General features: G+C 63.3%; 1 protein-coding gene. It reads left to right on the forward strand.

The features are described 5' to 3' along the window. Nucleotides 1-42: 42 nt before the first annotated feature. Nucleotides 43-311: hypothetical protein (locus tag HB860_RS22025; protein WP_247627961.1), on the forward strand; the 269-nt coding region annotated here is incomplete at its 3' end.

Below are 311 nucleotides of genomic sequence, written 5' to 3' on the forward strand. Positions count from 1 at the left end.
ATGACGGAGGCCAACCAAGGGGCGAAGGATGTGGTCAGCCACATGAGCTTCACCGTGAGCCACGGCTCCGATGCCCTGGCCCCCGACAGCCTCAAATTCGATATCAACGCCATCCAGCAGAGCCTGGACGGCAAATACAGCAGCCACGGCAGCCCGGTAACCTTCACCCTGGATGCCAATGGGGATCTGGTGGGCACCAGCGCGGATGGCCGCGAGGTGCTGAGGGCCGAGCTGGATCTGGTGGACAACAACGGCAACTGGAGCGTCACGGCCCAGGTTGTCTTGAGCGCCGAGCTGGATCACCAGGGCAG

The organism is Aeromonas genomosp. paramedia (assembly GCF_023093515.1).
GTDB lineage: Bacteria > Pseudomonadota > Gammaproteobacteria > Enterobacterales > Aeromonadaceae > Aeromonas.